This window comes from Streptococcus mitis, assembly GCF_965111725.1.
Classification (GTDB): domain Bacteria; phylum Bacillota; class Bacilli; order Lactobacillales; family Streptococcaceae; genus Streptococcus; species Streptococcus mitis_DV.
Genome location: NZ_OZ217341.1, coordinates 1,894,208 through 1,918,363 on the forward strand (window position 1 = coordinate 1,894,208; position 24,156 = coordinate 1,918,363).

25 protein-coding genes are annotated in these 24,156 nt (G+C 36.8%); 6 read left to right on the plus strand and 19 right to left on the minus strand.

Translation table 11 applies throughout. The features are described 5' to 3' along the window. Window positions 1–304: 304 nt before the first annotated feature. From ACLV7Q_RS09135 to ACLV7Q_RS09170, 8 genes are all read right to left on the minus strand, one after another. Complete coding sequence (locus ACLV7Q_RS09135) at window positions 305–1,393, minus strand: glycerol dehydrogenase (RefSeq protein WP_049511425.1); 1,089 nt, start codon at window positions 1,391–1,393, stop codon at window positions 305–307. A 17-nt stretch (window positions 1,394–1,410) separates the two neighbouring features. Next, window positions 1,411–2,079, minus strand: coding sequence for a fructose-6-phosphate aldolase (locus tag ACLV7Q_RS09140; protein ID WP_218757294.1), 669 nt, complete (start codon window positions 2,077–2,079; stop codon window positions 1,411–1,413). An 18-nt stretch (window positions 2,080–2,097) separates the two neighbouring features. Next, on the minus strand, window positions 2,098–4,536 hold the full coding sequence (locus tag ACLV7Q_RS09145; protein ID WP_218757293.1) for a glycyl radical protein: 2,439 nt from the start codon (window positions 4,534–4,536) through the stop codon (window positions 2,098–2,100). A 160-nt stretch (window positions 4,537–4,696) separates the two neighbouring features. Further along, window positions 4,697–5,986 carry a PTS sugar transporter subunit IIC gene (locus ACLV7Q_RS09150; RefSeq protein WP_001096819.1) on the minus strand — a complete coding sequence of 430 codons (1,290 nt, stop codon included), beginning with the start codon at window positions 5,984–5,986 and terminating at the stop codon, window positions 4,697–4,699. A gap of 16 nt (window positions 5,987–6,002) precedes the next feature. Next, entirely contained in the window at window positions 6,003–6,311 is a 309-nt protein-coding gene (locus ACLV7Q_RS09155; RefSeq protein WP_218757292.1) for a PTS sugar transporter subunit IIB, read from the minus strand. A 45-nt stretch (window positions 6,312–6,356) separates the two neighbouring features. After that, window positions 6,357–6,677 (minus strand): PTS lactose/cellobiose transporter subunit IIA, encoded by a 321-nt coding sequence (locus tag ACLV7Q_RS09160; protein WP_000402908.1) that lies wholly within the window; start codon window positions 6,675–6,677, stop codon window positions 6,357–6,359. A gap of 194 nt (window positions 6,678–6,871) precedes the next feature. Continuing rightward, window positions 6,872–7,852, minus strand: coding sequence for a sugar-binding transcriptional regulator (locus ACLV7Q_RS09165; protein WP_218757291.1), 981 nt, complete (start codon window positions 7,850–7,852; stop codon window positions 6,872–6,874). A 12-nt stretch (window positions 7,853–7,864) separates the two neighbouring features. Next, window positions 7,865–8,611 carry a DeoR/GlpR family DNA-binding transcription regulator gene (locus ACLV7Q_RS09170; RefSeq protein WP_000824973.1) on the minus strand — a complete coding sequence of 249 codons (747 nt, stop codon included), beginning with the start codon at window positions 8,609–8,611 and terminating at the stop codon, window positions 7,865–7,867. A 121-nt stretch (window positions 8,612–8,732) separates the two neighbouring features. Between ACLV7Q_RS09170 and ACLV7Q_RS09175 the strand changes: the two genes are divergently transcribed. The 6 genes from ACLV7Q_RS09175 (at window position 8,733) to ACLV7Q_RS09200 (ending at window position 16,009) form a co-directional block, all read left to right on the plus strand. Then, entirely contained in the window at window positions 8,733–9,509 is a 777-nt protein-coding gene (locus ACLV7Q_RS09175) for a glycyl-radical enzyme activating protein (RefSeq protein ID WP_000406168.1), read from the plus strand. Between the two features lie 174 nt (window positions 9,510–9,683). Continuing rightward, the gene (locus tag ACLV7Q_RS09180; protein ID WP_218757290.1) at window positions 9,684–11,333 is read left to right on the plus strand and encodes a sensor histidine kinase; all 1,650 of its coding nucleotides are present in this window, start codon (window positions 9,684–9,686) and stop codon (window positions 11,331–11,333) included. Continuing rightward, complete coding sequence (locus ACLV7Q_RS09185) at window positions 11,326–12,099, plus strand: response regulator transcription factor (protein WP_173253140.1); 774 nt, start codon at window positions 11,326–11,328, stop codon at window positions 12,097–12,099. Before ACLV7Q_RS09180 ends, ACLV7Q_RS09185 begins: the two co-directional genes overlap by 8 nt. A 111-nt stretch (window positions 12,100–12,210) precedes the next feature. Beyond that, window positions 12,211–13,257 carry an ABC transporter substrate-binding protein gene (locus ACLV7Q_RS09190; RefSeq protein WP_000731166.1) on the plus strand — a complete coding sequence of 349 codons (1,047 nt, stop codon included), beginning with the start codon at window positions 12,211–12,213 and terminating at the stop codon, window positions 13,255–13,257. Between the two features lie 12 nt (window positions 13,258–13,269). Next, a complete protein-coding gene (locus tag ACLV7Q_RS09195) occupies window positions 13,270–14,361 on the plus strand; it encodes an ABC transporter ATP-binding protein (RefSeq protein ID WP_050142599.1) in 1,092 nt (363 codons plus the stop codon). Continuing rightward, complete coding sequence (locus ACLV7Q_RS09200) at window positions 14,351–16,009, plus strand: ABC transporter permease (protein ID WP_218757289.1); 1,659 nt, start codon at window positions 14,351–14,353, stop codon at window positions 16,007–16,009. Before ACLV7Q_RS09195 ends, ACLV7Q_RS09200 begins: the two co-directional genes overlap by 11 nt. Before the next feature lie 289 nt (window positions 16,010–16,298). Here ACLV7Q_RS09200 and ACLV7Q_RS09205 read toward each other — a convergent pair whose 3' ends face one another. From ACLV7Q_RS09205 to ACLV7Q_RS09255, 11 genes are all read right to left on the minus strand, one after another. After that, window positions 16,299–16,991 (minus strand): histidine phosphatase family protein, encoded by a 693-nt coding sequence (locus ACLV7Q_RS09205; protein ID WP_000241548.1) that lies wholly within the window; start codon window positions 16,989–16,991, stop codon window positions 16,299–16,301. Between the two features lie 232 nt (window positions 16,992–17,223). Beyond that, window positions 17,224–18,747 (minus strand): N-acetylmuramoyl-L-alanine amidase family protein, encoded by a 1,524-nt coding sequence (locus ACLV7Q_RS09210; RefSeq protein ID WP_218757288.1) that lies wholly within the window; start codon window positions 18,745–18,747, stop codon window positions 17,224–17,226. Window positions 18,748–18,764: 17 nt separating this feature from the next. Further along, on the minus strand, window positions 18,765–20,102 hold the full coding sequence (locus tag ACLV7Q_RS09215; RefSeq protein WP_218757287.1) for a PFL family protein: 1,338 nt from the start codon (window positions 20,100–20,102) through the stop codon (window positions 18,765–18,767). Between the two features lie 9 nt (window positions 20,103–20,111). Next, window positions 20,112–20,378, minus strand: a complete 267-nt coding sequence (locus tag ACLV7Q_RS09220; RefSeq protein ID WP_000644124.1) for an ACT domain-containing protein — start codon at window positions 20,376–20,378, stop codon at window positions 20,112–20,114. Between the two features lie 264 nt (window positions 20,379–20,642). Further along, on the minus strand, window positions 20,643–21,029 hold the full coding sequence (rplQ, locus tag ACLV7Q_RS09225; protein ID WP_000331493.1) for a 50S ribosomal protein L17: 387 nt from the start codon (window positions 21,027–21,029) through the stop codon (window positions 20,643–20,645). A gap of 11 nt (window positions 21,030–21,040) precedes the next feature. Continuing rightward, on the minus strand, window positions 21,041–21,976 hold the full coding sequence (locus tag ACLV7Q_RS09230; RefSeq protein WP_000568988.1) for a DNA-directed RNA polymerase subunit alpha: 936 nt from the start codon (window positions 21,974–21,976) through the stop codon (window positions 21,041–21,043). A 42-nt stretch (window positions 21,977–22,018) separates the two neighbouring features. Further along, window positions 22,019–22,402, minus strand: a complete 384-nt coding sequence (rpsK, locus tag ACLV7Q_RS09235; RefSeq protein ID WP_001118385.1) for a 30S ribosomal protein S11 — start codon at window positions 22,400–22,402, stop codon at window positions 22,019–22,021. 17 nt (window positions 22,403–22,419) lie between these two features. Beyond that, the gene (gene rpsM / locus ACLV7Q_RS09240) at window positions 22,420–22,785 is read right to left on the minus strand and encodes a 30S ribosomal protein S13 (protein ID WP_000090781.1); all 366 of its coding nucleotides are present in this window, start codon (window positions 22,783–22,785) and stop codon (window positions 22,420–22,422) included. 17 nt (window positions 22,786–22,802) lie between these two features. Further along, window positions 22,803–22,919 carry a 50S ribosomal protein L36 gene (rpmJ, locus tag ACLV7Q_RS09245; RefSeq protein ID WP_001808836.1) on the minus strand — a complete coding sequence of 39 codons (117 nt, stop codon included), beginning with the start codon at window positions 22,917–22,919 and terminating at the stop codon, window positions 22,803–22,805. Between the two features lie 24 nt (window positions 22,920–22,943). Continuing rightward, window positions 22,944–23,162 (minus strand): translation initiation factor IF-1, encoded by a 219-nt coding sequence (gene infA, locus ACLV7Q_RS09250; protein ID WP_001029883.1) that lies wholly within the window; start codon window positions 23,160–23,162, stop codon window positions 22,944–22,946. Window positions 23,163–23,278: 116 nt separating this feature from the next. Further along, window positions 23,279–23,917, minus strand: a complete 639-nt coding sequence (locus tag ACLV7Q_RS09255; RefSeq protein WP_083979482.1) for an adenylate kinase — start codon at window positions 23,915–23,917, stop codon at window positions 23,279–23,281. Window positions 23,918–24,156 lie beyond the last annotated feature (239 nt).

Consider the following 24,156-nt stretch of genomic DNA (forward strand, 5'->3'; position numbering starts at 1 on the left):
GAGGGAATTTGAAATGTGTTAAAAGAAAAAACTGTATACTGTATTTCATTAATTTTGATGGCTCTGAATTGCTCTATCACCCACTTTTTTATCTTATATGCGGGAAATCAAAGAGCAAAACAAGAAGCTTATCTCTTATAACATAAAATACTAATTTTAGACCGAAGATACGACTGGAATGCTCATTAATGTATTTATAATAAATATCCGACACCCTATGTCGCTTTTTGATTTATGAAGAACGTCGGATTCAATACGAGGATCAATAAAAGACTACCATTTGGAAAACAGTAGTCCTTATTGTTTATTTTGAATTTACATAGGCGTCTACAGCGATGATAGCTTGAGCAACATCTGAAGGCGAAATCTTAAACGGCATCTGATGGATTGTCTCACCCTCCATGGTTGCTTGTTTACCAACTTTTATTAAATCATCATATCCAACTTGATCTAAATGCATTTCTTTTAGAGTTGTTGGCATACCAATTTTTTTGTAAAACTCAATATACTTATCAAGTTCTTCTTTAGGTCTATTTTCCAATAAAAGTTGTACCAAGGTTCCATAAGCTACTTTTTCACCATGTGTTAAATGATGAATGTCACCCGTCAATGCAGTAAAACCATTATGAATCGCATGCGCCGCAGCTAATCCTCCACTTTCAAAACCTAGGCCACTCAATAAAGTATTAGCTTCAACAATATTTTCTAATGCTGGTGTCACCACTTTAGCTTCACAAGCTGCCATAGCCTGTAAACCATCTGCAAACAGCGTTTCTTCACATTTCTTCGCAATTGCAACTCCAGCCAACGTTTGCTGTTGTCCCAACATAGTTTTTCCATTTGCCTGCATAACCGCACGCGCCTCAACCCAAGTTGCTAAACCATCTGCAATACCAGACGCTAATAAACGCTTAGGAGCTTGTGAAATAACTTTTGTATCAACCAAAACTAAATCTGGATTTTTAGAATAAAATAGATAATGATCAAATGCACCTTCATCTGTATAAATAACAGATAAAGCAGATACAGGTGCGTCTGTCGATGCAATTGTTGGAGCAATAATAACAGGTTTTTCAATCAAATCTGCAATAGCTTTTGCACTATCAATCGTCTTTCCACCACCAAGCCCGATAATACTATCACAATTTTCTTTCTCAGCCAAGGCAACAACTCGATTGATTTCATTGTCAGAAGCTTCACCATTAAATAGCGCCAGAACAATATGGAAACCATACCTATGCAAGTAATCTTCAAATCGTTTTCCAACAATATCATAAACCAACTGATCGCATAATAGAATAGGACGATTTCCCAAATCCAAAATTGATTTGGCATTTTCGAACAAGGCATTTTCCCCTTGAATATATCTAGAAGGGCTAGCAAAAATTCTCATATGTATTTCCTCTCTATCTAAATGGAACGACCATTTTGAATAACAAACCAATCGTCAGAAAAATCATCAACCGCCTTTTGGATAGATGGCATGGCGAAAGCTGATTCAAAAACATCTGCTCCTGCTGTAACAGCATGCGCACCTGCAGCTAAAGCATTATTTACTTGTGCTACATTTTTAAAGGATGCAGCTAAAATCTTACTAGGAGAGTTCTGTCTATCAATAGCAAGAGCTAATTGACGAATGACAGAATTTGAATCAATGTTCAGATTTTCCATTCTATTATAATATGGAGCTAGGTAATCCGCTCCTGCTTCGATAGCTAATAATCCCTGAATAACTGTATAAATAGCTGTTGCAGTGATATGGTAGCCCTCTTTTTTTAGCACCTTTATTGCACGTAATCCAGCAGGAGTAACAGGTACTTTGATAAATATATCATCTCCTGCTTGTCTACGAATTTCATGAGCATCCTTTAAGATGCCTTCAAAATCTTGGGAAATCACCTGAACATGAATGGAAGGTGCAGAGCCAATCAATTCTCTTACATCTTTTATTCGTTCAAAAAAATTAATTGAACCCTCTTTTTTGGCAATAGTTGGATTTGAAGTTACCCCAGCTAGCGGTAAAATTTCAGACCATTTTTTAATCTCATCTAAATTTAATGTGTCAAGCATAAATTCCATAAAAAGAACCTCTTTATTTTACAAAGTATGCTCTGTACGTCCTATAATATCATCTTGGGTTGCCTTAGAAAGAACATTGAAGAATGCAGAGTATCCTGCAACACGAACAATTAAATCTCTGTGTTTTTCAGGATGTTTCTGAGCGTCAATCAACGTCTCTCTGGAAACAACATTGTATTGAATATGGTACCCATGTAAACGATTAAAGAATGTTCGTAACAAAGCAATGAGTTTTAATTTATCTTCTTCTTTGGCTAACGTTTGAGGGTTTACTTTCTGATTTAAGAGAACCCCACCTACAATTTCATCTGTTGGTAATTTTGAAACAGATTTTAAAACAGATGTAGGACCGTGTTGATCCATATTATGTGATGGTGAACAACCCTCTGCTAACGGTGTACCCGCGTTGCGTCCATCTGGAGTTGCTAATGTTCCACGTCCCTGACCTACGTTGGCTGAGATAGAAGATGTTCCTGAATAACGAATTCCGCCAATAGGTCCTCTTCCATAACGTGTATTAGGATATTTAGCAATTTCATCAACATAAATGTCATAAGCAGCAGTAACCAATTTGTCAGCATAATCATCATCATTACCGTACTTAGGTGCATCATTAATCAACATTTCTTGAATGACCTTACCTTCTTCTCCAGCATAATCTGTTTCCAATGCATGCCAAAGCTGACTTGGGCTTATACGTTCTTCCTCAAATACCAATTTTTTAATTGCAGCTAATGAATCCGACAAATTTGCAATTCCAACTTGCAAACCTGATATATAATCATATACTGCTCCACCTTCTTTAAGGTGTTTTCCACGACCAATACAATCATCAGTCAATGCTGAACATAGAATATCAGGAACTTCTCGTTCCAATGATAAATCAATAGAATTTTCAACAATAACACTCATTCGTGTCAAATATCTTAGTGTTTTATCCCAAGCATTTTCTAATTCAGAAAAGTTCTTCATATCCTTAAAATGACCAAAGCTTGGTGCAAACCGTTTACCCGAAGCCGGATCAATTCCATCATTCATCGTGATAAGTAGAACCTTAGGGAAGTTCATATAACTCATACCTGTGCAACGATAGCCCCATTTCCCTGGAACTGCCGTTTCAACACATCCAATAGCACTGTAATCATAAGCATCATCTTCCAATACTCCTTTTGCAATAAAAGAAGGAATAATAATCTCATCATTATTAAATGCAGGCATACCAAAACCAAGTTTCATCACTTCAATACACTCATTCATGAAACGAGCATCTAAACCTGCATGGTAACGTACAGTTAGATTAGGTTGCGGTAGATGGGTTTGTGCAACTGATTTTAATACCAAATAAGATAATGGGTTAACAGCATCCTTCTTATCTCGAGTCTGTCCACCAATTGTAACATTTTGATATAAAGGACTTCCTGCTGAAGAAAATGTATGTGCTTGACTGCGAACCTTATTAATTGTAATTGTCTTAATCCAAAGATTTGTCAGACGTTCAACAATGCTATCTTCTGTTTCTTTACCACTTTCTAAATCAGCCTTCATATATGGATACATATATTGATCAAAACGACCATATGAAAGAGAGTGGCCATTAGATTCAATTTGTAAAATACATTGAATAAACCAAACTGATTGAATAGCTTCTGCAAAAGTAGTTGCCGGTTCATATGGGACTCTAGAGCAAATATCTGCAATCTCAAGTAATTCTTTCTTACGTTTAGGATTTGCATTTTCGGCTAAATTTTTAGCAAGAGCAACAAAGCGATTTGCATATACTTTAATAGCATCGATTACGATAAATATAGAGTCGTAAAAATGATATTTATCAATACTTGCTGGATCTGTTAAATCTAGAGCTGCTTTCGCTTTGCGAGCTCGCTCTTCAAAACCTCTTAAACCAAATTGCAACAGTTTCTGATAGTTAACTGCTAAGTGAGCATCTCCAGAATTCATCTTACCTTCCATACCGAAGAATCCTGTTTCCATATAAACAGACACTTCTTCAGGTAACAAGGCACCAGCTCTAGCACGTAAATTATTATTTTCCCAAAACGGAGCAATACTTCTAAGTTGTTCTTTTGTTTCTTCAGTAATATAGAAAACATCTCCATCACGCTTTTCAAAAAGATCCAACTCATTGAGAACAAATTCTAGCGTATATTCTGGAAAAATAGGAGCATCTTTATTGGAAGAAGCTTGATTTCCCGCAATCATAGATTCTTCTTCGATATAGATAGTCATATTTTCCAAAATTTCTTTCAGCATATAGGCGCGTTTTAGGACATTAGGTTGTTCCTTATATCGATCATAAGCGCGTGTTGCTAGAACCGCTCTCTCAGCATCAATATAAGGTTTTTTATTTAAAACATCTTCTCGATATTTGTTCATCCTTTCAGTAAGGCTACCAAAATATTCTGTCTTGATTGTCGTTCTTGCTACTTCTTTATTTACCATAATAAGCACCTTTCTTTCGAAAATATTTTTGTTTCTTTCGAAAATATAATACCTGGTTTTTTAGAAAATTTCAAGCTTTTAACTAGAAAAACTTTAACTCTCTAATTTTTAGCACAAATGTGTGTGTTTAATGATAATACACAAATGTTTTTTAGAATTATCATGCTTCATTCTGATAAGCTAAACGATCCTGTACTTTAAAGAATGGGAAATAAACTAATGTAGACATCGCTAATATCACCAGCTGAGTAATAACTCCTTGCCATCCACCAACCATAAATCCTGATATAATAGCCGGGGTGCTCCAAGGTAATGTAACTCCTGAAAATGGCTGCATGAAACCTGTTGCAATAGCTCCATATACTATAACAGCTGCAAGTACAGGAACAAGAATGAAAGGTACAAACATAACTGGATTCATGACAATCGGAAATCCAAATACAACTGGCTCATTTACGTTAAATATTGCTGGAAAAGCTGCTACTTTCCCTAACGCTTGGTACTGTTTAGATTTTGATGCAAAAAGCATCGCAACTACAAGTCCAAACGTAATCCCTGAACCAGATAGAATTAAAAATGAATCTAAAAATTGTTGAGTAACAATATGTGCACCATTTTCTAATGATAGATTCCCAGAGGCTAACATAGCTTTATTAGCATCAAGATTAGATAAAAGCAGAGCTGTCACTACTCCATTTACTACCGATTGTCCATGAACACCAAACCACCACAAAAATGATATAAAGAATGCAATTCCAATTGCACCATACAAAGATCCAGTTAAACCTTGCAATGGAACTTGAATAGCAGAATAAATCATTTCTATGAATGTTCCGCCATTAGTCAATGAGCTCGCTAAAATATATACAATCATAGAAAGTAAGAAAATTACAAATGCTGGAATCATTGCTTCAAACTGTTTCGCAATAGCTTGTGGAACTTGTTCTGGCATCTTAATAACAATTTTTCTCTTTATAAAGAAGGTATAAATACTTCCTACTACCAAACCTATAATGATAGCACCGATAATTCCTTGACCTCCAAACCAAACTTTACTAATAGCATCCCCAATTGCCTCACCTTGTTTAGGGATATAAGATGATCTTAGCAAAATAAAGAATGCAGATACAGATAGAACCCCAGCTGGCAAAGCCTCTACTCCGCTATTCTTAGCATAAGAATAGGCAATTGAAAAACAAGAAATTAGACCCATAATCGCAAAAGTTCCTGAATAGACTTGCATAAACGGCTCTGTCCAATTTGCTCCAAATACACTAGCAATGCTCTTGTTTAATCCTTCAAATGGCAATTGTCCCATAATCAAGAATAAACTACCAACTACTGTCAATGGCAAAATTGCTAACATACCATCTTTTAGAGCTATAATGCCACGCATATTCACAAATTTCATCATTGGTGCAATGATTTTCTGAACATCCATCTTTGCCATAATAAAACTCCTTTTCTTACCCATTAATCAAAGATAGGGCCAAATCTAATACTTTTTTCCCATCTAACATACCATAGTCCATCATCGGAATAACAGCTATCGGAACATCACACTTATCACAAATTTCTTTTGATTTATCTAATGTATAAGCAACTTGAGGCCCCAACAGTGCAACATCTAGATTTGGGGCATAATCCGCTAATTTAGACTGAGAAAACGCCTCTATTTCTGCCTCAACTCCACTAGATTGCGCTGCAATTTTCATATTATTTACAAGCATACCAGTAGAAAAGCCTGCTGCACAAAACAAACCAATCTTCACCATTATATTTTCCTCCTCTATGTTAATAACAATGATAATACTCTAGTATTATTTTTTATGAAGTTCTTTTCTCAAACTAATAATTTCTTTGATTAAATTAATCTCCGTCATACTAGTCATGAGATGATCTTGTGAATGAACAAAGAGAGCTGTAATTTCTGTCTTTGTACCAGACGCTTCCTGTGCCAAGAATTTTGTTTGTAGATTATGGGCTTCTAATAAGGCTGCATCAGCTAACTGGATTTCTTCTTCACATCGTTCACATGTACCGTTTTTTATATAATCTAACGCTTTATAAATATGTTGTTTCGCATCGCCAGCATATAAAATTAAACCCATGATAATTTGATCTGGAACAATAATTTCCATAAATTCCTCCTCATTTCACTATGTAAAAAGCTTTTTTCATTTGAAATTTTAAAATTTTCTTTTGTAACTATAGAATACAACTACATAATAAACTTGTCAATCTAAAAATCAACAAATAAACTATTTTTATTTATATAAGCACAAATGTGCAATCGATTAAAAAAAAAACGATAAACTGAATCAGTCTATCATTTTCACTCACATAGAATCTCTCTAAAAGTCAGATCCCCATCTTCTTCCAAAACTTTTAAAATTGTATTTTTATCTGTAATCAGATGATTTACTAGATTAGCACGCAAGACAGAAAGAATCGCAGATACTTTCGTATCACCATAAGCAACAGCTAAACTTTGAGGAATATTTTTTAAATCTTCCAAAGAGATTGCTATCGTTCTTTCCTGTAAGTTCTCATAAACTTCTTTACCTTTTGAATCAAAGAATCGACAACAAATTTCCCCTACAGTTTTAACTTTGGTTAATTCTTTAAAGTCATCCTCTGTAAGCATGTCTAACCATTGATGTTTTCCTTTATTACTAAAATCACCAATCCCAACCACAGCTATATCTAAATCTTTCCAACTATTTTTCAAATCTTCAAAATATCTTGATTGCAAAATACCATCTGCTAACAATTTATTCTCTTGCACAATCGTTGCATTCATAAATGTACACTCTCCATGAAATTTTCTAGACATTTCATAGATCAGTGTATTCACATGGTATTTAGCGTGTATGTGACTAGGACCACCTGCTAGAGGATAGAAGTGAACATTTCGGACACTTTTGCTGTGGATTAAATCTACTAAATTACTTAAACTTTTCCCCCAAGAAAAGCCAATTTTCATATTATCATCAATTAAATTCCTAAGGACACCTGCTGCAACTTGAGAAATTCTTTCAGATAAAATTATTGGATTATCATCAAATTCATTTGGAATAATTTCCAAACTTTCCAGACCATATTTTTCTTTTACATAATTTTCCAACTTAAACATATTGGTATCAAAATTCTCTATTTCAATTTTAACAATTCCTGCATTCCTTGCTTCTGTTAACATTCTACTAATAGAGGTTCTATAAATTCCTAATTTTGCTGCTATTTGTGACTGATTTAAGTTTTCAATATAATACAGATAAGCAATTTTAGAGAGCAGTTTATTCCTATCTTGATTCATACACTTAACCTCTTACGAAACTACCTTAACCATTATCCCAGCATTTTCTAATGTAGCTATATTTTGTTTAGAAAGTTTTTCGTCTGTTATTACTTCATAGACTTGACTTAAAGCAAATCTTCTTACTGTACCCCTTTTATCAAATTTACTTGAGTCAGTTAGCACAATGACTTTATCCGACGCTGCTGAAATATATTGAACTACCTCACTGCGCATTAAATCTTTTCCTGTAAAACCCATCTCTTTATCGTAGCCATCTGTCCCAACAAAAGCTTGACGCACATGAAAAGTCTGTATCATTTCTTTTAATAAAGGTCCTACGGTAACCTGTGAATCTTTCTGAAACTCTCCACCAAGAACAATAACACGACATGAATCATAACCTCTTACAAAATTTGCTATAAAAAATGAATTTGTTACAATAGTGACATTTCTTTTTTGCTTGCAAATTTCCTCAGCAAGTAAAGCACAGGTTGAACCAGATTCTATCATTATTGTTTCATTATCTGATACCAATTTTACTGCTTCTTGAACAATTTTTCTCTTAATTTCATAATTAATTGACAAGCGTACATTTAAGTCATCTCCACTATTTAACACAGCATATCCATGCTCTCTGTGTAATAAGCCTTTTGACTCTAATTTATCTAAATCTTTTCTAATCGTTACTTTCGATACATTTAATTTTTCCGATAATGTATTAACATCAATCTTTTCATATTCTGATACTAATTTAATAATTTGTTCCAATCTTTTCATTTTACACCTCCGTTTTATTCTACCAAAATAAAAAGCAAAAAACAACAAATTAAACTTTCGTTCGTAATTGTTTTTCTTTCGTTTTTGTGATAGGATAGACTTATGAAGAGGAGGAACTCTTATGGAAATATCTAAAGGAATTATTTTTAATATTCAACACTTTTCAATTCATGACGGCCCGGGTATTCGTACAACTGTTTTTTTAAAAGGATGTCCTCTGCGCTGTCCATGGTGTTCTAATCCTGAATCTCAAAGAATGAAACCTGAGAAAATGAAAGATGCTCAACGAGAGAAATTTACCTTAGTCGGTGAAGAAAAGACTGTAGAAGAAATTATTACAGAGGTATTAAAAGACAAAGAATTTTACGAAGAATCCGGTGGAGGTTTAACCTTATCAGGAGGTGAAATATTTGCTCAGTTTGAATTTGCTAAAGCCATCTTAAAGTCAGCTAAAGAACATCACATACACACTGCCATTGAAACTACTGCCTTTGTTGATCATGAAAAATTTATTGATTTAATCCAATATGTGGATTTTATCTACACAGACCTAAAACATTATAATTCTATAAAACATAAAAAAGTGACCGGGGTTTTTAATCAAATGATTATTAAAAACATTCATTATGCTTTTTCTCAAAAGAAAACTATCGTTTTAAGAATCCCAGTTATTCCTGATTTTAATAATAGTTTAGAGGATGCAGAAGAATTCGCTACTCTATTTAACTCATTAAATATCGACCAAGTTCAACTACTACCTTTTCATCAATTTGGTGAAAACAAATATCGTTTATTAAATCGGAAATATGAAATGGATGGAGTTGGCGCACTTCATCCTGAAGATCTCATTGATTATCAAAAGGTATTTCTGAACCATCATATTAATTGCTATTTCTAGTTTATCTCCCTGAAATGCTCTAGCTATTTGCAGATAACAAGCATCTATAATACATACTTAACTTTTCAAAAGGTTTAGCTAAAAAATTTTAGCCAAACCTTTTCTATTTTACCTTGCTCTAGAATTTTTAAACTGCTATACTTATAACAGAAAACCCTTCCAAGGAGGTAGCGGATGTCTCATTCCTTTAAAAAATCTCTCCAAAAAGAAATTCTCCATCGAAGCTCTATCGCAGCCTTTGTGACCTCTCTTTTACTACTTATTTTACTTTTTGGTTTTTCCTATTTTTTACAAAAACAACAACTCTCTAAAGATACTAAACAGATTGTCAAACAAGTTCAAGAGATGAAAGAAGCAAATAATGAGCTCCTGACTACTATGAACTATAAAATGATTCCTGGATTTTTGGACGGCAAACACACAGAGAGAGAAGTCTTTAGCTTATTTTACGAGACAAAAGCTAAATTAAAACTTAGTTCTGACCTCATTATCCTAAGCGATACAGGTGAATTACTATTCAGTACCAATCGCAATCATCAAGAAAGTATTTTATCTCCCTACTATCTAAAACTGCTCATTCAAAATCCTTCTCAAGATAAAGTTACAGAAAAAATTGCACTCTCTTCAGATAAGCAACATTACACACTCTTTATCAAACCACTACTTCAAAACCAACGAGTTAAGGCCTATACTATTGCTTTCGTAAATGAGAATGATTTCATCTCAAGTTTCCCAATGATAAATTCTAAATACATCATTACCGATAACTTTGGAAATATGTTTTCCAACAATACAAATCAGTTTACTCGTTCCACTCTTGAAAAATTTGATGAAAAACTCCTACACTCTCGCACCCACTGGTATGCGAATGAACCGCTTATTGTTCAAAAAGAAAAAGTCGGTGCTATTTTTTCAATCTATACTTTTCAATCCTTTTTTCCCATTCCTAGCTTACTCGGCCTAGCCTCCATTCTCACCTTATGTATATTCTTCCTCTACTTCTGGCAAGCAAGGCGAATTGCTCATAAGATTGCTACACACAACGCTGTTCCTATTGAAAGCTTAGTTTACCAACTTCAAGAAATTCCTAAACAAGTAGAAAAAAGGCTTTCTCTACAAACAGGTGATGAGTTTGAGTTTATGGCAGAAAAAATCAACAATATGTTGTACGAATTAGATCAACTTCATCAAAAAATGTTGACCATAGAAAAAGAAAAGTGGATTTTTGAAAGAAAAATGCTGGAAGCTCAGTTCAATCCTCATTTTCTCTACAATACACTTGAGACGATTAAAATCACTTCTTTAATGGATGCTGCTCTCACACAAGACCTGATTCAAAACCTCACGCGCATTCTTCGCTACAGTATCACCGATTTAGAAAAAGAAACAACCATTTGTCAGGATTTAAAGATTATAGAGGATTACCTTATGATTCATAAGATTCGTTTCGAGCACTTTTCCTATGATATTGTCTGCCCAGAAACTGTTGATAATCAGCCTATTCCTAAACTTTTCTTGCTTCCTCTCGTAGAAAATGCTATAAAATATGGGATGCAATACCGTATTGATCTTCATATTGATATCCAAATTACCTTGGAAGCAGATTCTCTGACTTTTTTAGTCAAGGATAATGCCGGAGGGCTCACAAAACAAGAGCGACTCGCTATTTTAGACTCTTTAGAAAGCCCTCATACCCAGCATGGCATCGTTAACAGCTATAAACGATTGAGCAATTTCTTTTCTGATGTCCAGCTAGATTTAGGAGTCAATCGCCATGGAGAAACTTGGGTCAAATTTATAACGAAAGGACTAACTCATGTTTAAGCTCATTATCGTAGAAGATGAACACCTCATTCGAAAATGGCTAGAGATTGCCGTAGACTACTCTGCCTTAGGTATCCAAGTCGTAGGAACTGCCAGTCACGGTCAAGAGGGAATGAAACTCATCCAAGAAAAAGAACCTCATATTGTCTTAACAGACATCACAATGCCAATTATGGATGCTTTTATGATGTTCGAAGCCACTCGTACTCTCTCCTATGAAAAAGTTATCTTATCAGGTTATAACGATTTTCAAAATGCCAAAAAAGCCATGCAATACGGAGCAGTTGATTTCTTATCCAAGCCAATTGATACCAAGGAATTGACAGAATGTCTTCAAAACATTGTTTTGCGATTACAAGGTAGCACCTATCAAGAAACTCCTTTTTTAGAAGAATATCAAACTTTACTCACCTCTATCCAACAGGTTGATACACAAAACCAAATCATTCAGCAAATTATTTCCTTTGTCCACAAGCATTATGCAGAGCATTTTACGATTGCGACTATTGCTGAAGCTTTAAGCTATAGCGAAAGCTATCTATATAAGGTTATCAAAGAAGACTTCCCCATGACTCTAAATGAATATATCTTACAATATCGTCTGAAACAAGCTATAGATAAGATGGCTGAATCTCCCAACTCCCCTCTAAGCGACATTTCTGACCAAGTTGGATTTTCAGACTATAAATATTTTGCCAAAGTATTTAAAAAGTATCTCCATATTTCCCCAAAGGAATTGAAATCACTCGGAAGAATAGTAAAATAAGCTATTCTTCTTTTTGTAGAGAATTTTACTCTAATAGAATAGAATTGTCGGTTTTAAAAACGCTTACATTGTTTTAAAATAAACTTAAATAACACAACGGAGGTATCCATCATGAAAAAGAAATGGATGTATTATGCTGCTTGCGGACTAGCTCTTTTTGGTCTTGCTGCTTGTTCTTCTAATGAATCTGCCGATGGCGGTTCATCTGATAAAGGAGACGGCGGTTCGCTAGTCGTTTATTCACCAAACTCAGAGGGCTTAATTGGAGCAACTATTCCTGCCTTTGAAGAAAAATATGGTATCAAAGTAGAACTGATTCAAGCTGGTACTGGAGAACTTTTCAAAAAACTAGAATCAGAAAAAGAAGCTCCTGTGGCCGATGTTATCTTTGGTGGTTCTTACACACAATATGCTACCCACGGAGAACTCTTTGAAAACTATACTTCAAAAGAAAATGATAATGTTATCAAAGAATATCAAAACACAACTGGCTACTCTACACCTTATACACTAGATGGTAGTGTCTTAATCGTCAATCCTGATTTAACGAAAGGCATGAACATCGAAGGATATAGCGACCTTCTCAAACCTGAACTAAAAGGAAAAATTGCAACTGCTGACCCAGCAAACTCTTCTAGCGCCTTTGCTCAATTAACAAATATGCTACAAGCTCAAGGTGGTTACAAAGACGATAAAGCCTGGTCTTATGTAAAAGATCTCTTCACACTTATTGATGGTAAAATCGGATCAAGCTCATCTGGTGTCTATAAAGCAGTCGCTGACGGAGAAATGGCTGTTGGTCTCTCTTATGAAGATCCAGCAGTTAAACTCTTAAATGACGGAGCTAATATCAAGGTAGTCTATCCAAAAGAAGGAACCGTCTTCCTACCTGCTAGTGCTGCTATCGTTAAAAAAGCGAAAAATATGGAAAATGCCAAGAAATTTATCGATTTTATTATCTCTCAAGAAGTACAAGATACACTTGGTACAACCACTACTAACCGTCCTGTTCGTAAAAATGCTAAAACAAGCGAAAATATGAAACCAATTGACAAAATCAAAACACTCACTGAAGATTATGATTATGTCATCAAGAATAAATCAGATATTGTTAAGAAATACAACGAAGTCTTTACAGATATCCAATCTAAACAGTAAAAGAGGTTCACTATGAGTGAGATCAAAATTATTAACGCCAAAAAAATCTACCACGATGTCCCTGTTATTGAGAATTTGAACATTACAATTCCAAAAGGAAGTCTCTTTACCCTTCTTGGACCTTCAGGGTGTGGGAAAACGACTCTTCTTCGTATGATTGCAGGTTTCAACAGTATTGAAGGCGGAGAATTTTACTTCGATGATACAAAAATCAATAATATGGAACCCAGCAAACGCAATATTGGCATGGTTTTCCAAAACTACGCTATTTTCCCACATTTGACTGTCCGAGATAATGTCGCTTTTGGTCTCAAGCAAAAGAAGGTTCCAAAAGAAGAATTGATCCAACAGACAAACAAGTATCTTGAACTCATGCAAATTGCTCAATATGCGGATCGCAAGCCCGATAAACTTAGTGGTGGACAACAACAACGTGTCGCCTTGGCACGTGCCTTAGCTGTTAATCCAAGTGTTCTCCTCATGGACGAGCCACTTAGTAACCTAGATGCCAAACTTCGCTTGGATATGCGTCAAGCCATTCGAGAAATCCAACACGAAGTGGGAATTACAACTGTTTATGTGACCCACGACCAAGAAGAAGCTATGGCTATTTCAGACCAAATTGCTGTTATGAAAGACGGAGTCATCCAACAAATCGGCCGACCAAAAGAACTCTATCATAAACCAGCTAATGAGTTTGTAGCAACCTTTATCGGACGCACAAATATTATCCCTGCCACTCTTGAAAAACGGAGCGACGGCGCTTATATCGTCTTTTCAGATGGCTATGCTCTTCGAATGCCAGCTCTTGATCAGGCTGAGGAACAAGCTATTCATGTAAGCATTCGTCCTGAAGAGTTTATCAAAGATGAATCTGGAGATATTGAAGGAATTATTAGCGATAGCGTCTATCTTGGACTGAATACTGAATACTTCATCGAAACAGGGTTTGCCTCAAAAATTCAAGTTAGCGAAGAATCAACTTTTGAAGAAGATCTACAAAAAGGCGATCGTATTCGTCTACGAATCAATACTCAAAAATTAAACGTCTTTTCTGCAGATGGTTCACAAAACCTGATAAAAGGAGTCAACCATGGAACGTAAAAAACTAAATATTTGGACAGTCTCCTCTTTCTTCATCTTTCTTACCTATCTCGTCTTTCTAGTTTATCCTATCGTTACCGTGCTCAAGCAAGCACTCATACATGAAGGACAATTCTCACTAGCTAATTTCGTCACTTTCTTTAGTAAAGCCTACTACTCTGAGACACTCGTCAACAGTTTCAAGGTTTCCATTACCGCTACTGTCACTTCCTTAGTCGTAGGAACCCTATTAGCTTATCTCTTTTCCATGTATGATTTCAAGGGGAAGAAATTTCTACAAATATTGATTATCATTGCTTCCATGTCAGCTCCTTTCGTGGGAGCCTACTCCTGGATTCTCTTGCTGGGACGGAATGGGGTCATCACTAAATTTCTGACAAATGCCCTTCATCTTCCAGCTATCGATATTTATGGATTCAAAGGAATTGTACTTGTCTTTACACTGCAGCTATTCCCACTGGTATTTCTATACGTTGCTGGGACAATGAAAAGTATTGACAATTCTCTACTTGAAGCCGCTGAAAGCATGGGGTCCTTCGGATTTAAGCGTATCGTAACGGTTGTTTTGCCTCTCCTAGTTCCAACCTTACTAGCTGCTGCCCTGCTTGTATTTATGAGAGCATTCTCAGACTTTGGAACGCCTATGTTGATTGGTGAAGGATATCGGACTTTCCCCGTCTTGATTTATACTCAATTTATTAGCGAGGTTGGAGGAAATTCTGCTTTTGCATCTGCTTTAGCAATTATGGCGATTATCATTGCCTTGGCAATTTTCCTTATCCAAAAACACATTGCAAACCGCTACAGTTTCAGCATGAATTCGCTCCATCCAATTGAGCCTAAAAAAACTACAAAAGGAAAAATGGCTGCCATTTATGCAACAGTCTACGGAATTATCTTTATCTCTGTTTTACCTCAAATCTACTTGATTTATACCTCTTTCCTAAAAACATCAGGTATGGTATTTGTCAAAGGTTATTCTCTAAACAGTTACAAGGTAGCTTTCAATCGTATGGGATCTGCTATTTTCAATACCATTCGTATCCCTTTGATTGCCTTAGTTCTAGTTGTCCTATTCGCAACATTTATCTCCTACCTAGCCGTTAGAAAACGGAATTTGTTTACAAACTTAATTGACAGCCTCAGTATGGTCCCTTATATTGTACCAGGAACCGTTCTAGGGATTGCCTTCATTTCTTCCTTCAATACTGGCCTATTTGGAAGTGGATTTCTTATGATTACAGGGACAGCTTTCATCTTGATCATGTCTCTATCTGTCAGAAGATTACCGTATACTATTCGCTCATCTGTTGCTAGCTTGCAACAAATAGCACCAAGTATTGAAGAAGCCGCTGAGAGCTTAGGAAGTAGTCGTCTCAACACCTTTGCCAAGATTACAACTCCGATGATGATATCTGGTATTATTTCTGGAGCCATCCTATCTTGGGTTACAATGATTTCAGAGCTCTCTACTTCTATCCTCCTCTACAATGTCAAAACAAGAACAATGACTGTAGCTATTTATACAGAGGTTCTCAGAGGGAATTACGGTGTAGCCGCAGCCTTGTCAACTATCCTGACTGTTCTAACAGTAGGTTCCTTGCTCTTGTTTATGAAAATCTCTAAAAGCAATAGCATTACACTTTAGTTTTCCCCATCAAAAACAGCCGAAAGGATTACCCTCGGCTGTTTTTCTTATCTTGATATTCTTATCAAATCCCTAGTTCAAAGCAAGCAAGTCTAGACTGATTATACTTCAAAGAACAAACTAGGAAACTAGCCGCAGGTTGCTCAAAGCACTGCTTTGAGGTTGTAGATAAGACTGACGAAGTCAGCTCAAAACACTGTTTTGAGGTTGTGGATAGAACTGACGAAGTCAGTAACCATATCTACGGCAAGACGACGTTGACGCGGTTTAAAGAGATTTTCGAAGAGTATTAAATAGAGGCTTCCTCCATCTTCTCCCGTCCTAGTTCTCGGTAACTACGGTCGCCGACAACTTCTACGCTAAACTGGCCGTCCTCATATTCAAGGATCGTCACGCTACCATTATCAAGACCATGTGGATGCATACCATTGATCAGATAAACAATGGTTCCAATGGTCATTCCGTGGCTCACGACAAGGGCATTGCCCCCACCTTGTTCTTCCATTTCTTTGGCAATCGCTTCAAAACCTTCCTTGATTCGGCCACTAAGTTTTTCCCATCCTTCAGCCCAACCAGCTGTATCGACCTCTACCAAACCCTCAGCCAGTTCAGCATAAGACAATTGGTGAACGTGATCCACATTAAAGATACGAGGAATAATGCCCATGAAAAGATCGCCATCGTAAGCCCCGTCAAAACTACCGAAACACCATTCTCTGATACGCTTGTCCATGCGATAAGGGATTTTTCCCTGCAAGCCAAGTTCATCAAGGATAATTCCCATTGTCTGAATAGTGCGACCAGAATCACTGGAATAAGCGCGCTCAAACTGTAGACCAGATTCTCGCAAACCGATTCCTAATTCTTGAATCCCTCGCTCACCTTCAGCTGTTAAGGGAGTATCGCTCCAACCTTGCGCGCGACCAATCGTGTTAAACATGGTCTTGCCATGACGTACCAAATACAATCGTACTTTTACCATTTTCCGTCCTCCGTTTGCTTCTATTATATCATGGATGATAAAACAAAAGCCACCCAGACAGGCGACTTTTGCAGGAGATTATTATGAAAAAGTTTAGGAGTTCTATTAAATAAAGATATTAGATGAAAATCAAATTCAAACTAAATCAGTGTTATCTGTTTCAAATAATATTAGGAGGTCTTTATTTAATGATTATAGTATACACAGCTAACCTTAAATAGAACTTAAAAAATTATACCCATTCACCTTTTTCATTTACTTTATAACCGTTAATAGTCATATTTTTTGCTAATTTCCCATCAGCTAGCAAGTAATACCACTTATCTCCATCCTTAATCCATTGGTTACGAGCGTACTTGCCGTCTTGGTTTAGATAATACCAACTATCATACTGAGAATCAAATACCCACTCACTCTTAGCCATGTAACCGCCACGTTTTAGGTAATATTCTCCCTGCCAAGCTTTCTCTACATAACTACCAGTTGAATCTACATAAAACCAGCTCTTATAATCTTCATCATAAATCCATTCACTCGCAGCCATTGAAGCATCTGCTTTTAGATAATAACGCCCTACCCAACGGTTTCTTACAAGGTTACCAGAAAGGTCATTATAGTACCATTTGCCAGACTCTTTAAACCACTTACTTGCTTGATGATTTTTCTTAGTCTCTCCATTAGAGGTAACAATAGCTTGAGATGAAGTTGAAACTGAGGATGAAGTTCCAGTAGAAACTGCTTGAATAGCCTCTTCTTTTGTCACCTTAGGCTTAGCTTTTCCTTGGTAAACATCTTCGATACGCTTAGTAAAGACAGATAACTCTTCAGGGGATAGCATGTGTACTAATTCAGGTTCCTCCTCATGTAAAAGACCAGCTTCCCTCTTAACTTTGTGTATCCCTTCTTCAACTATATCATCAATCTTACTAAACATAGAAATCTTTTCTGCTTTCGAAAGTGTATCATCATTACTAATAGCCGTCTTCTCCATAAAGGCAACAGCATTAATTTCTCGGATATTCTTTTCTTTAGGTACTGTAGAAATCGGATAATGATTGTTAGATAAAAATAGAGAAACTTTCTTAAGATAAGTATTTAAATTATCTTGATTATTAAATAAAGTTAAATACTTATCACTATCAACATATAAACCAGATTGATGAAAACCAGGTGCGTAGTAGCTTGAAACTCTAGCTAATATTTCTTTTTTCTCTAATTCTGTATAGTGAGAATCATTATTTATTTGAGAAATTACCAGATTCATTTTCTTTAGTATAGCAAGTTCAGCAACAATATACTTCATTCTATGACCAAAAAAATTATCTTTTTCTCTATAACGATCAATGTAGTTTTTTTTAGATTTGTTCTTAAACTCTGATAAAATATTTGATAACTCTTCCAAAGGAATTTTTCTTTCTAAACTATACTTCCTTATACCTTCTAACTCTCCCATGAAATCTTGTAACCTATAATTAAGTTCTTCTCTTAATTTATCTCTAATAGAGCTTACATCACTCTTGGAAAAAGAAACTGTATCCCAGTCTCCTTGATCAACCTGTTCAAAGATATTTTGTTTAATCAAATCAATTAAAAATTGCTTCGTTTCCTCAATTTTTTTATTAACCTCTTCTGGACTCACACTAGTGGTAGTTTCATGGCTTTCTTCTTGTGCATAAACTACTTGATTGGCAAACGTTGGTACTAGTAAAGTCGACAGCCCCAAAGCTACTAAAGCATGTTTCATTTCTTTTTTCATCATTTTCTCCTATTTTCTTAATTTTTAAAACTATGAATTGGTGCTGGGATTTGTCCTCCACGAGAGATGAAATCAACAGACGAAGCTCCATTGACCTTCATAACAGGTGCAGTTCCTAATAGGCCACCAAACTCAATCATGTCGCCTTCTTTTCCTTTTGGAATGATACGTACAGCCGTTGTTTTCATGTTAATGACACCAATTGCTGCTTCATCTGCAATCATAGCCGCAATGGTTTCAGCAGGTGTATTCTCCGGAATGGCAATCATATCCAAACCAACGGAACAGATAGCCGTCATAGCTTCTAGTTTTTCCAAATTAAGAGAGCCATTTTGCACTGCAGCAATCATTCCTTCATCCTCTGAAACAGGGATAAAGGCACCAGACAAACCACCGACTTGGTTGCAGGCCATAACTCCGCCCTTCTTAACTTGGTCATTCAAGAGAGCCAAGGCAGCCGTCGTCCCGTGTGTTCCAACTGTCTCTAGACCCATTTCTTCAAGGACACGTGCAACAGAATCTCCAACCGCAGGAGTTGGCGCCAAACTCAAGTCCACAATACCAAACTCCACACCCAATCTCTCACTGGCCATTTGACCAACCAATTGACCGATACGAGTGATTTTAAAGGCTGTTTTCTTAACTGTTTCTGCTACTACATCAAAGCTCTGTCCACGAACTTTTTCCAAGGCACGTTTCACCACACCAGGACCGGAAACTCCGACATTGATGATAACATCTGCCTCCCCAACACCATGGAAGGCACCTGCCATAAATGGATTGTCCTCAACAGCATTAGCGAATACAACCAACTTAGCTGCCCCCATATCAGATAAATTAGCCGTTTCCTTGATAACTCGTCCCATATCTGCGACAGCCGTCATATTGATACCAGACTTGGTTGAACCGATATTGACTGAAGAGCAGACCTTGTCCGTTTCAGCCAAAGCGCGAGGAATAGAATTGATGAGAATCTCATCTCCCTTTTGATAACCTTTTTGTACCAAGGCAGAAAAACCACCAATAAAGTCCACACCAATCTCTTTCGCAGCCTGATCAAGTGCTTTTGCCAGAACCACATAGTCCGTCGCATCTGTCGCTGCCCCAATCAGAGAAATGGGAGTCACCGATACACGCTTATTAACGATAGGAATTCCCAACTCAGCTGCAATTTCATCCCCAACAGCCACTAATTTCGCCGCTTTGGTCCTAATCTTTTGATAAATTTTCTCCGCAGCACGATTGATATCTGGATCAATACAGTCCAAAAGGGAAATCCCCATGGTAATGGTTCTGATATCGAAATTTTGCTCCTCAATCATGGCGATAGTTTCAGTAACTTGTCTAATATCCATGTGCACCTCCTAGATATTATACATAGCTTCGAAAATCGCTGCACTCTGAATATTGATTTTCACATTCAAAGTTTGCCCAAAAGCTTCAAATTCATTACGAAGATAGGTAAAATCTTGCTTTTCATCGCTAGAGACGACAGCCATCATCGTGAAATATTCATCCAAGACAGTTTGAGAGATATCATCAATATTCAAACCCAATTCTGCAATTTTACCAGAAACACCTGCAACAATTCCAGATTTATCTTTACCAACAACAGTTATAATCGCTTTCATAAGCAAACTCCAATTCTTATTTTAATAGGAAACCTGAACATTAAACAGGATTCTTTTCAAATAGTATAGCATAATTCCAACTAAAATACTCAAAAACGCCTGCTTACGAAGTTGTTCTTAAGAAAAAAACAATTTCGTAAACAAGCGTCTACTATCCCAACTTATGATGAGTGTTCCCGCTAGGACCAAGATCCTAGCGGTAGACCAGAGCTAGACTAAGAGCACAAGACTCCATCATCATAACACTCAACAAAATTGATGATTTTATACTAATTCGATGATCGCCATTGGCGCTGCATCACCACGACGTGGTTCAGTTTTAAGGATACGAGTGTATCCACCGTTACGTTCAGCATAACGAGGTGCGATTTCTGAGAACAATTTTTGAAGTGCTGTAGTAGAAGTGTACTTGTCAGTTGCTTCATCATAGTTTTCAGATGCGATTTCATTACGTACGAAAGCAGCTGCTTGACGACGTGCATGCAAATCACCACGTTTACCTAGAGTAATCATTTTTTCAACAGTTTTACGGATTTCTTTAGCACGAGCTTCAGTTGTCACGATTGATTCGTTGATCAAAAGGTCAGTTGTCAAATCGCGAAGCATTGCTTTACGTTGTGAGCTAGTGCGTCCTAGTTTACGGTAAGCCATGTATTCCTCCTTTATTTATCTTTTAATCCAAGACCCAAATCAATGAGTTTGAGTTTCACTTCTTCCAAACTCTTGCGTCCAAGATTTCGTACTTTCATCATCTCTGCTTCAGATTTTTCTGTCAAATCATGCACAGTATTGATACCGGCACGTTTCAAACAGTTGTATGAACGCACAGACAAGTCCAGTTCCTCAATCGTACGATCCAAGATACGGTCGTCAGATTCAGTATCAGCTTCTTTCATCACTTCAGTTGACTTAGCAATCTCAGTAAGATTTGTAAACAAATCAAGATGTTCTGTCAAAATACGTGCTGAAAGCCCTAAAGCATCTTCTGGAATAATTGTTCCATTTGTCAAGATTTCAAGGGTTAGTTTGTCAAATCCATCATTGCTACCTACACGAGCAGGTTCCACTTGATAGTTGACTTTTGTAACTGGTGTATAAATAGAATCTACAGCAAGTGTTCCAACTGGTGCATTATCCTTTTTATTTTCATCAGCAGGTACATATCCACGACCACTGTTAACAGTCATAGTCGCTTTTAGAGAAGAACCTTCACCGATTGTAAAGAGATAATGATCTGGATTTACAATTTCAATATCGCTATCTGTCAAAATGTCACCAGCTGTTACTTCAGCAGGACCTTCAACATCTAGTTCGATGATTTTTTCGTCTTCAACGTACGATTTCACTGCAATTCCTTTAATGTTCAGAATGATTTGCATCACGTCTTCACGAACACCTGGAACTGTGTCAAACTCATGTAACACACCATCAATATTGATAGATGTCACAGCTGCTCCTGGTAGAGAAGCTAGAAGTACACGACGAAGAGAGTTACCAAGAGTTGTACCGTAGCCACGTTCAAGTGGTTCGATTACAAACTTGCCATAATCTTTATTTTCATCAATTTTTGTTATATTTGGTTTTTCAAACTCGATCATTTAGTTACTCCCTCTTAAACGAAAAGCAGTGTAATGCGATGATTATACACGGCGACGTTTTGGAGGACGAGCACCATTGTGTGGCACTGGAGTCACATCACGAATTGCTGTTACTTCAAGACCAGCGGCAGCAAGCGCACGAATAGCTGACTCACGACCAGAACCTGGACCTTTTACAGTAACTTCAACTGATTTAAGACCGTGTTCTTGTGCAGATTTAGCAGCAGCTTCAGAAGCCATTTGAGCAGCGAATGGTGTAGATTTACGAGAACCTTTGAAACCAAGAGCACCAGCTGATGACCAAGCAATTGCATTACCATGCACATCAGTAATCATAACAATAGTGTTATTAAATGTAGCGTGAATATGAGCAATACCAGATTCGATATTCTTTTTCACACGACGTTTACGTGTTGGTTTAGCCAAGACTTTTACCTCCTATATTATTTTTTCTTACCAGCAATCGCAACAGCTTTACCTTTACGAGTGCGAGCGTTGTTTTTAGTGTTTTGTCCACGGACAGGAAGTCCACGACGGTGACGGATACCACGGTATGAACCGATTTCCATCAAACGTTTGATGTTCAAGTTTACTTCACGACGAAGGTCACCTTCAACTTTGATTGCATCCACTTCACGACGGATAGCATCTTCTTGATCTGATGTAAGATCACGTACACGAACATCTTCTGAGATTCCAGCAGCAGCCAAAATTTTCTTAGATGTTGCAAGTCCGATACCATAAACATAAGTCAATGAGATTACTACGCGTTTGTCATTTGGAATGTCAACTCCAGCAATACGAGCCATGTTTTCTCCTTTCTATCTTATCCTTGACGTTGTTTGTGTTTTGGATTTGCTGGGCAAATTACCATAACACGACCATTACGACGAATAACTTTACAGTATTCGCAAATTGGTTTGACCGATGGTCTTACTTTCATTTCTTATCCCTCCAAGTTTTTCGATTATTTAAAGCGGTAAGTGATACGTCCACGTGTCAAGTCATATGGACTCATTTCGACAGTAACACGATCTCCCGCTAAAATACGAATATAGTTTTTACGAATTTTACCAGAAACTGTTGCTAAAATCTGATGTCCATTTTCAAGTTCAACCGTAAACATTGCATTCGGCATTGTATCAACTACTTTGCCTTCAACTTCAATCACATCGTCTTTTGCCACGCAAAAGCACCTCCATAAATTTCGATTCGATGCCTCTAAACACAGAGACAACAATTATAAGTCAGACTATCTCAGTATAACATTTGTAGCGGATTTTTGCAAGTGTGAAAAACGCTTTATTTCAAATTTGTCAATACTTTTTCGATATCTGAGAAGACATCATTGATATCTTGATTACCTTCGATGTCATGAACCAAACCTTTGGCACGATAGTGAGCAATAATTGGTTCCCCTTGAGCAATATTCACATCCAAACGACGTTTGACTGTCTCAGGCTTATCATCTTCACGTTGGTAGTAATCTTCTTCTTTATAGTCAACTGGTGGGTTAAAGACCTTGTGGAAAGTTTCTCCAGTTACGCGGTGGATAATACGACCACTCAAACGTTCCAAGAGGCTATCTGGATTCACTTCAATGTTGATGACACCTTCTAGTTCAATGCCAAGTTCAGCCAATGTTTTGTCCAAGGCATGAGCTTGTTCGATTGTACGTGGGTAACCATCCAACAAGAATCCTGTTTCTTTAATATCATTTTGTGAAAGACGTTCTTTTACGATTCCATTTGTAACTTCATCAGGAACCAATTCACCCTTGTCAATGTATGACTTAGCAAGAACACCCATTTCAGTTTGATTTGCCATAGCAGCGCGGAACATATCACCTGTTGAGATATGTGCAACATGGAATTGTTCTACGATTTTTGCTGCTTGAGTTCCCTTACCTGCACCAGGTAAGCCCATAATCAAAAGATTCATGATCTGATCTCCTTATTTTATTTTTAAATAGAAGCAAAAAGTCTTTTCACCCCTATTTAAAAACAAAATAGAAGAGGGGAGACCAAACTCTCACAAATGTTAGAGTTTAAACCTCCACTCCCTCAGCATTTACTGCTTCATACTCAATGAAAATCAAAGAGCAAACTAGGAAGCTAGCCGCAGGTTGCTCAAAGCACTGCTTTGAGGTTGCAGATAAAGCTGACGTGGTTTGAAGAGAT

Excerpts from the sequence above, each read along its gene's own strand:
- ACLV7Q_RS09135 (WP_049511425.1), bottom strand. The coding sequence starts at position 1,393 with ATGAGAATTTTTGCTAGCCCTTCTAGATATATTCAAGGGGAAAATGCC.
- ACLV7Q_RS09140 (WP_218757294.1), bottom strand. The coding sequence starts at position 2,079 with ATGGAATTTATGCTTGACACATTAAATTTAGATGAGATTAAAAAATGG.
- ACLV7Q_RS09145 (WP_218757293.1), bottom strand. The coding sequence starts at position 4,536 with ATGGTAAATAAAGAAGTAGCAAGAACGACAATCAAGACAGAATATTTT.
- ACLV7Q_RS09150 (WP_001096819.1), bottom strand. The coding sequence starts at position 5,986 with ATGGCAAAGATGGATGTTCAGAAAATCATTGCACCAATGATGAAATTT.
- ACLV7Q_RS09155 (WP_218757292.1), bottom strand. The coding sequence starts at position 6,311 with ATGGTGAAGATTGGTTTGTTTTGTGCAGCAGGCTTTTCTACTGGTATG.
- ACLV7Q_RS09160 (WP_000402908.1), bottom strand. The coding sequence starts at position 6,677 with ATGGAAATTATTGTTCCAGATCAAATTATCATGGGTTTAATTTTATAT.
- ACLV7Q_RS09165 (WP_218757291.1), bottom strand. The coding sequence starts at position 7,852 with ATGAATCAAGATAGGAATAAACTGCTCTCTAAAATTGCTTATCTGTAT.
- ACLV7Q_RS09170 (WP_000824973.1), bottom strand. The coding sequence starts at position 8,611 with ATGAAAAGATTGGAACAAATTATTAAATTAGTATCAGAATATGAAAAG.
- ACLV7Q_RS09175 (WP_000406168.1), top strand. The coding sequence starts at position 8,733 with ATGGAAATATCTAAAGGAATTATTTTTAATATTCAACACTTTTCAATT.
- ACLV7Q_RS09180 (WP_218757290.1), top strand. The coding sequence starts at position 9,684 with ATGTCTCATTCCTTTAAAAAATCTCTCCAAAAAGAAATTCTCCATCGA.
- ACLV7Q_RS09185 (WP_173253140.1), top strand. The coding sequence starts at position 11,326 with ATGTTTAAGCTCATTATCGTAGAAGATGAACACCTCATTCGAAAATGG.
- ACLV7Q_RS09190 (WP_000731166.1), top strand. The coding sequence starts at position 12,211 with ATGAAAAAGAAATGGATGTATTATGCTGCTTGCGGACTAGCTCTTTTT.
- ACLV7Q_RS09195 (WP_050142599.1), top strand. The coding sequence starts at position 13,270 with ATGAGTGAGATCAAAATTATTAACGCCAAAAAAATCTACCACGATGTC.
- ACLV7Q_RS09200 (WP_218757289.1), top strand. The coding sequence starts at position 14,351 with ATGGAACGTAAAAAACTAAATATTTGGACAGTCTCCTCTTTCTTCATC.
- ACLV7Q_RS09205 (WP_000241548.1), bottom strand. The coding sequence starts at position 16,991 with ATGGTAAAAGTACGATTGTATTTGGTACGTCATGGCAAGACCATGTTT.
- ACLV7Q_RS09210 (WP_218757288.1), bottom strand. The coding sequence starts at position 18,747 with ATGAAAAAAGAAATGAAACATGCTTTAGTAGCTTTGGGGCTGTCGACT.
- ACLV7Q_RS09215 (WP_218757287.1), bottom strand. The coding sequence starts at position 20,102 with ATGGATATTAGACAAGTTACTGAAACTATCGCCATGATTGAGGAGCAA.
- ACLV7Q_RS09220 (WP_000644124.1), bottom strand. The coding sequence starts at position 20,378 with ATGAAAGCGATTATAACTGTTGTTGGTAAAGATAAATCTGGAATTGTT.
- rplQ (WP_000331493.1), bottom strand. The coding sequence starts at position 21,029 with ATGGCTTACCGTAAACTAGGACGCACTAGCTCACAACGTAAAGCAATG.
- ACLV7Q_RS09230 (WP_000568988.1), bottom strand. The coding sequence starts at position 21,976 with ATGATCGAGTTTGAAAAACCAAATATAACAAAAATTGATGAAAATAAA.
- rpsM (WP_000090781.1), bottom strand. The coding sequence starts at position 22,785 with ATGGCTCGTATTGCTGGAGTTGACATTCCAAATGACAAACGCGTAGTA.
- rpmJ (WP_001808836.1), bottom strand. The coding sequence starts at position 22,919 with ATGAAAGTAAGACCATCGGTCAAACCAATTTGCGAATACTGTAAAGTT.
- ACLV7Q_RS09255 (WP_083979482.1), bottom strand. The coding sequence starts at position 23,917 with ATGAATCTTTTGATTATGGGCTTACCTGGTGCAGGTAAGGGAACTCAA.